Origin of the sequence: Micromonospora sp. MH33 (genome assembly GCF_003013775.1) — a bacterium.
Taxonomy (GTDB): domain Bacteria; phylum Actinomycetota; class Actinomycetes; order Mycobacteriales; family Micromonosporaceae; genus Micromonospora; species Micromonospora fulviviridis.
The window spans coordinates 1-9,621 of the sequence record NZ_MUYZ01000269.1; the positions used below are offsets into that span (position 1 = coordinate 1).

At 71.0% G+C, this 9,621-nt stretch carries 11 protein-coding genes and 2 tRNA genes; 7 read left to right on the top strand and 6 right to left on the bottom strand.

Features of this window, described 5'->3' with window-relative positions:
• The 4 genes from B0E53_RS40265 to B0E53_RS28620 form a co-directional block, all read right to left on the bottom strand.
• Positions 1-275, bottom strand: a 275-nt coding sequence (locus tag B0E53_RS40265) for an Hsp70 family protein (RefSeq protein WP_281492922.1), incomplete at its 3' end; no start/stop codon positions are given.
• Positions 266-1,156, bottom strand: coding sequence for an Hsp70 family protein (locus tag B0E53_RS28610; protein ID WP_281492923.1), 891 nt, complete (start codon positions 1,154-1,156; stop codon positions 266-268). The genes B0E53_RS28610 and B0E53_RS40265, both read right to left, overlap by 10 nt.
• A gap of 100 nt (positions 1,157-1,256) precedes the next feature.
• Positions 1,257-1,517, bottom strand: coding sequence for a hypothetical protein (locus B0E53_RS28615; protein WP_146167799.1), 261 nt, complete (start codon positions 1,515-1,517; stop codon positions 1,257-1,259).
• 142 nt (positions 1,518-1,659) lie between these two features.
• A tRNA-Gly gene (locus B0E53_RS28620) sits at positions 1,660-1,733 on the bottom strand.
• Between the two features lie 148 nt (positions 1,734-1,881).
• On the opposite strand from B0E53_RS28620, the gene B0E53_RS28625 reads away from it, so the two are divergent.
• The 5 genes from B0E53_RS28625 to clpX all read left to right on the top strand — a co-directional run bounded on the left by B0E53_RS28625 (position 1,882) and on the right by clpX (position 6,444).
• A tRNA-Pro gene (locus tag B0E53_RS28625) sits at positions 1,882-1,955 on the top strand.
• Between the two features lie 145 nt (positions 1,956-2,100).
• Positions 2,101-3,447, top strand: coding sequence for a trigger factor (tig, locus tag B0E53_RS28630; protein ID WP_107078859.1), 1,347 nt, complete (start codon positions 2,101-2,103; stop codon positions 3,445-3,447).
• Positions 3,448-3,619: 172 nt separating this feature from the next.
• Complete coding sequence (locus tag B0E53_RS28635; protein WP_088960728.1) at positions 3,620-4,261, top strand: ATP-dependent Clp protease proteolytic subunit; 642 nt, start codon at positions 3,620-3,622, stop codon at positions 4,259-4,261.
• A gap of 10 nt (positions 4,262-4,271) precedes the next feature.
• On the top strand, positions 4,272-4,934 hold the full coding sequence (locus B0E53_RS28640; protein WP_013288034.1) for an ATP-dependent Clp protease proteolytic subunit: 663 nt from the start codon (positions 4,272-4,274) through the stop codon (positions 4,932-4,934).
• Positions 4,935-5,148: 214 nt separating this feature from the next.
• On the top strand, positions 5,149-6,444 hold the full coding sequence (gene clpX, locus B0E53_RS28645; protein WP_107078860.1) for an ATP-dependent Clp protease ATP-binding subunit ClpX: 1,296 nt from the start codon (positions 5,149-5,151) through the stop codon (positions 6,442-6,444).
• Positions 6,445-6,468: 24 nt separating this feature from the next.
• Here clpX and B0E53_RS28650 read toward each other — a convergent pair whose 3' ends face one another.
• Complete coding sequence (locus B0E53_RS28650) at positions 6,469-7,092, bottom strand: XRE family transcriptional regulator (RefSeq protein WP_107078861.1); 624 nt, start codon at positions 7,090-7,092, stop codon at positions 6,469-6,471.
• A 41-nt stretch (positions 7,093-7,133) separates the two neighbouring features.
• Between B0E53_RS28650 and B0E53_RS28655 the strand changes: the two genes are divergently transcribed.
• Positions 7,134-7,967, top strand: a complete 834-nt coding sequence (locus B0E53_RS28655) for a DMT family transporter (RefSeq protein WP_107078862.1) — start codon at positions 7,134-7,136, stop codon at positions 7,965-7,967.
• 40 nt (positions 7,968-8,007) lie between these two features.
• Positions 8,008-8,805 (top strand): carbon-nitrogen hydrolase family protein, encoded by a 798-nt coding sequence (locus tag B0E53_RS28660; RefSeq protein ID WP_107078863.1) that lies wholly within the window; start codon positions 8,008-8,010, stop codon positions 8,803-8,805.
• 8 nt (positions 8,806-8,813) lie between these two features.
• Here B0E53_RS28660 and B0E53_RS28665 read toward each other — a convergent pair whose 3' ends face one another.
• Entirely contained in the window at positions 8,814-9,041 is a 228-nt protein-coding gene (locus tag B0E53_RS28665; RefSeq protein ID WP_107078864.1) for a hypothetical protein, read from the bottom strand.
• Positions 9,042-9,621 lie beyond the last annotated feature (580 nt).

Consider the following 9,621-nt stretch of genomic DNA (forward strand, 5'->3'; position numbering starts at 1 on the left):
GGGGTGGCCGGCCGGTTCCGCCGCAGCGGCAGGTCGGTCAGCGCGCCCTCGGCGACCGGCAGTTCGGGCTGCTCCAGCACGGTGGGCGCGATCCCCAGTTCGGCGTGCAGCATGCGGGCCACCAGCGGAATCCGGGACGAGCCGCCCACCAGGAACAGCCCGGCGAGCCGCTCCGGGGTCAGCCCGGCCGCGGCGATCACCCGCCGGGTCTCGGCGACCGCCCGCCGCAGCAGCGGGGTGGCCACCCCCTCCAGCTCCGCCCGGCTCAGCGACACGGCGGCCGGCCCCCGGGCACCGCCGCGGGCGCCGCCGTGGTGCGGGACAGCATCTCCTTGGCGCCCCGGACGTGCTCGACGAACTGGAGCCGCTCCCGCCGCTGGGTGGTGTCGGCCGGCTCGCTGAGTCGCGCCCACTGGGCCGGGTGGGTGGCGGCGACCCGCGCACCGACCAGCGCGAGCAGGGCGGCGTCCAGGTCCAGCCCGCCCAGGTCGTCCAGGCCGCCGCAGGAGATCACCCGGAAGCCGGAGTCACCCCACGGGTCCGCGCCCTCGTTGCGGACCACGGCGACGTCCAGCGTCCCGCCGCCGAAGTCGAAGACCGCCACGGACTCGCCCACCGGGACCGGCCGGCGCAGCACCTCGGTGTAGTAGCGGGCCGCCGCGACCGGCTCGCGCAGCAGCCGGGTACCGGGCGGGGTGGGACCGGAGAGCGTGTGCTCGGCCGCCGACGGCCAGCCGGCCAGGGCGAGCGCCTCGGCGAGCACCTGCCGCCGGTCGGCGTCCCAGGTGGCCGGACAGGTGACCACCGCGGGCGGCAGGAATCCCAGCGCGCCCACCGCGGCCTCGCCCACCGCGCGCAGCACCGCGCCGAGCAGTTCGGCCGGGGTGTGCCGGCGGTCGCCGAGCGTCACCTCCGGCTCATCGACGCGGCGCTTGGGGTTCGGCTCGTAGCGGTCGGGGTCGGCATGGGCCAGCCGCAGCGCGTCCCGCCCCACGTGCAGGCGCCCGTCGGTGTCGGCGTACACACCGGACGGCACCATGGGCTCGCCGTCCACCAGCAGCGGTCGGGTACGCCCGTCCGGCCAGCGCAGCACGGCCACGGTGTTCGAGGTGCCGAGGTCCACGCCGAGGGCGAAACCGTCCCGCTGGCCTGACATCCGCCACTACCTCCACCCGACGAGGTGACGTCCGGCCCCGCATCGTACGCAGCCCTCGCCGCCGGCCGATCCCCGGCGCGGCCGGTGCCGGACGGGTGCGTCAGCCGCCGCTGCGCGCGAAGGGGTTGCGGCCCGTCGCCGTCAGGTAGAGCGGGACGAACACCACCCAGAGGATCAAGCAGCCCAGGAACCACGTCTCCGGGTTCTCGACGCGGAAGGATCCGAGCGAAACCGAGACCCGGTTCCCGCGCCGCTGTCGCTGCCTGGCATCCGTGTACACCCACACGTCGGTCCCGAGCGCGACGAGCAGTAGGAGGATCGAGACCAGTGCGGTGGAGGGCAGCCCGGTCATTGCCGCCACGCCTCCGATTGCCCGACAGGGGAAGAGGCGGCGAGCGTACCTCGGTGAGCCCGGCCTGCGGCCGGGACTGCCGCTGGCAACACGGGGGAGAAGCGAAAGACCCAGGTGCCGCGATCATGCGGTCTGCCTGGGCCCTGCTGGGTGGAGCGGGCGACGGGAATCGAACCCGCACCGTCAGTTTGGAAGACTGAAGCTCTGCCATTGAGCTACGCCCGCGTGCGCCCCGCTCTCGCGGCACGCGCCCGACAGCCTACCGAATCCCGGAACGGGACGCGCAGCCCAGTACCGCGCGCCGCGCCGACCCCCGGCGGTATGCCCCGGTGACCGTCCGGCGCGCCCGGACGGCATACACTCGTCGTCGCCACGGGGTGTGGCGCAGCTTGGTAGCGCACTCGCTTTGGGAGCGAGGGGCCGTGGGTTCAAATCCCGCCACCCCGACTGTCGTTCGCGACCGGGTCGCCCGGGAACCGCCGATTTTTTCCGCGCGGTGCCCGGGCGCTGCTGATGCCGCAGGCCGGCTCGCCTACACTCGATGCGCGCAATCACGCCCAGACTCAACTGAGATCCGTCAAGGAGTACGCCTGTGAAGAGCACCGTCGAGACTCTGAGCCCGACGCGCGTGCGGCTCGCCATCGAGGTGCCGTTCGTCGAGCTCGAGCCGAGCCTCAAGAAGGCGTACCGGGAGATCGGCCAGCAGGTCCAGGTTCCCGGCTTCCGCCGGGGCAAGGTGCCCGCCGCCGTGATCGACCAGCGGGTGGGCCGGGGCACTGTCCTCAACGAGGCGGTGCAGGAGGCCATCCCGCAGAACATCCTGGCCGCGGTCCGCGAGCACGACCTGAAGACGCTCGGCCGCCCCGAGGTCGAGATCACCGAGTTCAACGACGGTGACTCGCTCAACTTCACCGCCGAGGTGGACGTCCGTCCGGAGATCACCCTGCCGGACCCGGCCACCATCGAGGTGACCGTGGACGAGATCCAGATCGCCGACAGCGAGATCGACGAGCAGGTCAACAGCCTGCGCGAGCGGTTCGCCACGCTGAAGACCGTCGAGCGGGCCGCCCAGGAGGGCGACTTCGTCCAGATCGACCTGAACGCCACCGTCGACGGCGAGGACGTGCCGGGCGGTCAGGCGAGCAACATCTCGCACGAGGTCGGCAGCAAGCAGCTCCTGCCGGGGCTGGACGAGGCGCTGGTCGGCCTGGCCGCCGGCGACAGCACCACCTTCTCCACACAGCTGGTCGGCGGCGACTACGCGGGCCGGGACGCCGACGTGGCGGTGACCGTCCGCACGGTCAAGGAGAAGGAGCTGCCCGAGCTCAACGACGACTTCGCCCAGCTGGCCAGCGAGTTCGACACCATCGAGGAGCTGCGCGCCGACCTGCGCGAGCGGGTCACCCGCGGCAAGCAGGTCGAGCAGATCTACGCCGCCCGCGACAAGGCCCTTGAGCAGATGGTCGCCGCCGCCGAGGTGCCGGCGCCGGAGGGTGTCGTCAAGGAGGAGGTCGAGAGCCGCAAGGCCGCGATGGTCGACCAGCTCGAGCGCATCGGCGCCTCCCTGGAGGAGTACCTCGCCGCGGAGGAGAAGACCGAGGAGCAGATCGACACCGAGCTGACCGAGGCCGCCACCGAGGGCGTCAAGATCCAGCTCCTGCTGGACACTCTCGCCGACGCCGAGGACGTCCAGGTCTCCGACGACGAGTTCGGTCACGAGATCGTCCACCGCGCCCAGCGCGCCGGGATGGCCCCGCAGCAGTACTACGACCAGCTGGTCCGCTCCGGCGCCGCCCAGGCCGTCTTCGGTGACGTCCGCCGGGGCAAGGCGCTCGCGTCGGTGATGGAGAAGATCAAGATCAAGGACGCGGCGGGCAACGAGGTCTCCCTCGACGCGCTGCGGGCCCAGAACGAGGCCGAGCACGACCACCAGCACTGATCGTCGGGTGTCGGCCGCCGTCCCGCGCTCCGCGCCGGGCGGCGGCCGAAACCCTTTCCGGGTACGCCCCCGGGGTGACTGCGCTGAGAGCGAACAGTGCCCCGACCGGGAGTACGCCCCCCGGCTGAGCGGTTAGTGTCGGGTAGGACGGTACGGAGAGCGAAGGGCTGCCATGACCGACATGCACATCCCCAAGAAGTCGCTCCGGGCGATCGAGGCCCGTGGTGGCGACTCCATTGGCAACCTCGACGACTCGGTCTACAACCGGTTGCTCAAGGAGCGGATCATTTTCCTGGGCAGCGAGGTGACCGACCAGGTCGCCAACCGCATCTGCGCGCAGCTCCTGCTGCTCGCGGCGGAGGACCCGGACCGCGACATCAACCTCTGGATCAACTCGCCGGGTGGCTCGGTCTACTCCGGCATGGCGATCTACGACACCATGCAGTTCATCGACAACGACGTGTCGACCGTGGCCATGGGCATGGCCGCGTCGATGGGCCAGCTCCTGCTCTGCGCCGGCACCAAGGGCAAGCGCTACGCCCTGCCGCACGCGCGGATCATGATGCACCAGCCCTCCGGTGGCCTCGGCGGCACCGCGTCGGACATCGCGATCCAGGCCGAGCAGATGCTCTACACCAAGCGGATGTTCCAGGAGCGGGTCGCCCACCACACCGGCCAGAGCCAGGCGCAGATCGAGGCGGATTCGGACCGGGACCGCTGGTTCACCGCCCAGGAGGCCATGGACTACGGCTTCATCGACAAGGTGATCATCGGGGCCGCGCAGGTTCCGGATGGCGCCGGGACCCTGAGCTGAGGAGCTGACGATGACCGACCTGAGCCTGCCGCCCCAGTTCGCGGCCGTGCACAACCGATACGTCCTGCCGTCGTTCGTCGAGCGCACGTCGTACGGGATGAAGGAGTCCAACCCGTACAACAAGCTCTTCGAGGACCGGATCATCTTCCTCGGCGTCCAGGTGGACGACGCGTCGGCCAACGACGTGATGGCCCAGCTGCTGACGCTGGAGGGCACCGACCCGGACCGCGACATCATCATGTACATCAACTCGCCGGGTGGCTCGTTCACCGCGATGACGGCGATCTACGACACGATGCAGTACGTCCGCCCGGACATCCAGACCGTCTGCCTCGGCCAGGCGGCCAGCGCGGCGGCGGTGCTGCTCTCGGCGGGCACCCCGGGCAAGCGGATGGCGCTGCCCAACTCCCGGATCATCATCCACCAGCCGGCCACCGAGGGCGGCTACGGCCAGGGGTCGGACATCGAGATCCAGGCCCGGGAGATCCTGCGGATGCGGACGCAGCTGGAGGACATGCTGTCCCGCCACTGCAACCGTCCCATCGAGCAGGTCCGCAAGGACATCGACCGTGACAAGATCATGACGGCCGAGGAGTCCAAGGAGTACGGGCTGGTCGACACGATCCTGACCAGCCGCAAGAAGGGTCTGCTGGCGTCTCACGCCGCCGGCTGAGCAGTGCGAGGTCGGAGGTCGGCCGGGGCGTCGTTCCCGGCCGACCTCTGACACACCCGTTTTGGGGGTCGGAGAAACTCCCGCCAGCGGGTAACGTCGGGTCTGTGCCGCTTCGCTGGGTCGGACCGGCGAGGTGGGACGACAGGACGGACGGGCGCGCGGCGCCCGCAGGTCAGGGCCGGCGTACCGGCCGACGAGTGCAGGGAGAACGTAGGTGGCACGGATCGGTGACGGCGGCGACCTACTCAAGTGCTCCTTCTGTGGCAAGTCGCAGAAGCAGGTCAAGAAGCTGATTGCGGGCCCCGGGGTCTACATCTGCGACGAGTGCATCGATCTCTGCAACGAGATCATCGAAGAGGAGCTGGCCGAGTCCGGCGAGGTGAAGTGGGAAGAGCTTCCCAAGCCGATGGAGATCTGCCAGTTCCTCGACAACTACGTCGTCGGTCAGGAGCAGGCCAAGAAGGCCCTCGCCGTCGCGGTCTACAACCACTACAAGCGGATCCAGGCGGAGGCCGCCGGCGCCCCGGGTTCGGGTAGCGACGGCGTCGAGCTGGCCAAGTCCAACATCCTGCTGCTCGGCCCGACCGGCTGCGGCAAGACCCACCTGGCGCAGACCCTGGCCCGGATGCTCAACGTCCCGTTCGCGATCGCCGACGCGACCGCGCTCACCGAGGCGGGCTACGTCGGCGAGGACGTGGAGAACATCCTCCTCAAGCTCATCCAGGCCGCCGACTACGACATCAAGCGCGCCGAGACCGGGATCATCTACATCGACGAGGTCGACAAGATCGCCCGGAAGTCGGAGAACCCGTCGATCACCCGGGACGTCTCCGGCGAGGGCGTGCAGCAGGCGCTGCTGAAGATGCTCGAGGGCACGGTGGCCAATGTGCCGCCGCAGGGCGGGCGCAAGCACCCGCACCAGGAGTTCATCCAGATCGACACCACCAACGTGCTGTTCATCTGCGGTGGCGCCTTCGCCGGCCTCGACCAGATCATCGAGTCCCGCACCGGCTCTGGCGGCACCGGCTTCGGCGCCCGGCTCCGGTCGGTCTCCGAGCGGTCCACCGACGACATCTTCAGCCAGGTCATGCCGGAGGACATGCTCAAGTTCGGGCTGATCCCCGAGTTCATCGGCCGGCTCCCGGTGATCACCAACGTGCGCAGCCTCGACCGCTCCGCGCTGGTCCGCATCCTCACCGAGCCGCGCAACGCGCTCGTCCGGCAGTACCAGCGCCTCTTCGAGCTGGACGGCGTCGAGCTGGAGTTCGAGCCGCCCGCGCTGGAGGCCATCGCCGACCAGGCCATGCTCCGCGGCACCGGCGCCCGCGGCCTGCGGGCGATCATGGAAGAGGTCCTGCTCTCCGTGATGTACGAGGTGCCGAGCAACCCCGACGCCGCCCGGGTGCTCATCACCCGCGAGGTCGTCCTGGAGAACGTCAACCCGACCATCGTTCCCCGCGAGTTCACCGGCCGGCGTGCCCGCCGGGACCGCGAGGAGAAGTCGGCCTGACCGCCCGCCGCGACCGCGCCCGGGTCAGCTCGGGCGCGGTCCGCGTGACCGGGTCCGCCGGTCCCACTCGCCCGACGGGGTGACCACCACCATCACCAGCCGCGCCGGCTCGTCGCCCGCGGTGCGGTAGCCGTGCTCGCGATCGGCGTGGAACTCCACGGTCTCGCCGGCGCGTACCTCGTGGTCGACGCCCTCGACGCTGACCGTGACGGTCCCGGTCAGCACGTGCAGCACCTCCCGGGTGCCGCGCGGGTGGTCGGCGGAGTGGTGCGCCTCGCCGGGCTGCAACCGCCACTCCCAGAGCTCCACCAGATCGGGCTCGCCGAGTCCGCTGAGCAGCCGCGCGGTGCCGCCGTGCCCGCCCCGCCACAGCACCGGCGCGTCGCCGGCCCGGGAGACCCGTACGGTGCTCTCCTCGGCCGGTTCCAGCAGCCGGGCGATGTTGACGCCGAACGCGTCGGCGACCCGGCAGAGCGTGCCGACGCTCGGGTTGGTCCGCGCCCCCTCGATCTGCACGAGCATGCCCTTGCTCACCCCGGAGCGGCCGGCCAGTTCCTCGAAGGACCAGCCGCGGGCGGCCCGCAGCTCGCGTACCTGTCGGGCGACCGCGGAGGTCACCGCGCCCACCCGCCCTGCGGCGTCGGTCATCACACTATCCTTCGCGGTCAATATTGTGGTACGACTGCCTGATGTTCCCCATTGTGCTCGCGGCGGTCTCCGCGGTCGCGTTCGGCACGGCCGACTTCTCCGGTGGCAAGGCGTCCCGGCACGCCGACCCGATCGCGGTGACCGTGGTGTCGCAACTGCTCAGCGTGCCGCTGCTGCTCGCCCTCGTCCTGATCGTGCCCGGCACGCCCGGCCCGCTCGACCTGGCCTGGGGGCTGCTGGCCGGGGTGGCCGGCGCGGCCGGCGTGATGCTGCTCTACAAGGCCCTGGCCGGCGGCATGATGGCGGTCGTCGCACCGGTCACCGCGATCACGGCCGCGGTCGTGCCGATCGTCGCCGGACTCGTCACGGCACACTCCCCAGGCACCGTCGCGCTCGCCGGCGCCGGGCTGGCCGTGGTGGCCATCGCGTTGGTCAGCCTGGGGGAGGGCGGCACCACCGGGCGGGTGTCCGGCCGGTTGATCGGCATGGCCCTCGGCGCCGGGCTGCTCTTCGGGATCTTCTTCGCGCTGCTCGGCCAGGCCGACGAGAGCGCCGGCATGTGGCCGGTGGCCGCGGTACGGGTCAGCTCCATCGCCTTCGGCCTCGCGCTCGCCGTCCGCACCGGCGTACGCCTGCGGCTGGGACCGCGCGTGCTCCGCTGGGCCGCGGCGGCCGGCCTGCTGGACTCGGCGGCCAACGCGCTCTTCCTGGCCGCCGCCGGCCGGGGGCACCTCAGCGTGGTGGCCGCCATCGCCGCGCTCTACCCGGTGAGCACCGTGCTGCTCGCGCTCGCGGTCGACCGCGAACGGCTCCGTCCGGTGCAACTGGCCGGGCTCGGCTTCGCCGCCGGCGCGCTCGTGCTGGCGAGCGTCTGAGCCCTGTCGCCGCCCGTCCTCCGCCCGTACGCTGAGCGTCATGCGTGTCGCCGTCTGTCAGCTCAACGCCCGTGACGACCGAACCGCGAATCTCGCCGCCGCCGAGGCCCTGCTGGCCAGGGCCGCGGCGGCCGGCGCGGACCTCGCCGTCCTCCCGGAGTACGTGGACTACCTCGGCCTCGCCGCCGGCATGCCCCCGGCCGAACCGGTCGACGGCGTGGTCGGCCGGTTCTTCGCGGACGCCGCCCGCCGGCTCGGCATCTGGGTGATCGCCGGCTCGTTCCACGAGGCCGGTCCGGACCCCGAGCACACCTGGAACACCTCGCTGGTCTTCGACCGGGACGGCGCGCTCGCCGCCAGCTACCGCAAGATCCATCTGTACGACGTCGAGATTCCCGGCCGGGTCTCCTACCAGGAGTCGGCCACCGTGGCGCCGGGTGAGAAGCCCGTGGTGGTCGACGTCGAGGGTCTCCGGGTCGGCCTGTCGATCTGCTACGACCTCCGGTTTCCCGAGCTCTACCGGCAACTGGTCGTCGACGGCGGGGCGGAGCTGCTGGTCGTGCCGGCTGCGTTCATGATGCACACCGGGCGCGACCACTGGGAGGTGCTGCTCCGGGCCCGGGCGATCGAGAACCAGTGCTACGTCGCGGCCGCAGGCCAGACGGGCGACCACGAGCCGGGCCGGACCTGCTTCGGGCGCAGCATGGTGGTGGACCCGTGGGGCACCGTGCTCACCCAGGTGGCTGACGGCCCGGGGCTTGCCGTGACCGACCTGGACCTCGACCGTCTGCGGACGATTCGCGTCGAGGTGCCCAGCCTCGCGAACCGGCGGCTCTGAACTCCCGCTCAGCTCTCCAGCAGCACGCCGAGCACGGTGAAGCCGGCGATCGCCACCGCGGTGACGAGCAGGGCGGTGGTCATCCGGGACGGACCGCGCCGGGCGAGGCGTCGCACCGACGCCAGGACGACGACGAGCACGAAGGCGCCGATGACCAGCTGCCAGAACGGCAGCAGAAGCCCGAGCAGGGCCTCCTCGGCGAGCGTCGTCGCCGGGAGTCGGGACACGTCATCCATGCCAGACACTCTGGCACGGATGAGCCCGCGGCGGTCCCGTCCGATCGTGGCTTTCGGTCGTCCCGTGTCGTCGGTGCGCCGGCGGCTCGGGGAATGACGATCGTTGATTTGCCTTCTCGGAGCCGTCCGCGTAACTTTCTCTCTGCACGCGGGAGGCCGGACAAACCGGCCGAGAACGGGCGCCAGGCTGGTGGCGGCGACGCCGAGCCAGACTGAGGATCGGGCGGTGCGGAGCACTCCGGGAACACGGGGTTGCGATCGCGAAGCCGACCGGGTAGAGTGCGAAAGCCGGCAGGGAGCCGGGCGGGTGGCCGCGAAAGCGGCGATCGGCCGGTCCGCCGGAACCCACGACAGTAACGACCGCCGACTACGGCGTGCGTGAGCGTGGATCGGGCTGAACCAAGTTGATCACCTCAAAAACATGAGGTTGACAGCGAAGATCGGGCCGGGTAAGTTAGAGAGGTTGCCCCGGACGGGGGCCCTACGGAGTGGGGCTTTCGGACGGTGTGTGGTTGTTCTTTGAGAACTCAACAGGGTGCTTGATAAGCCAGTGCCAAATTGATTTATACCCCGGACTGGT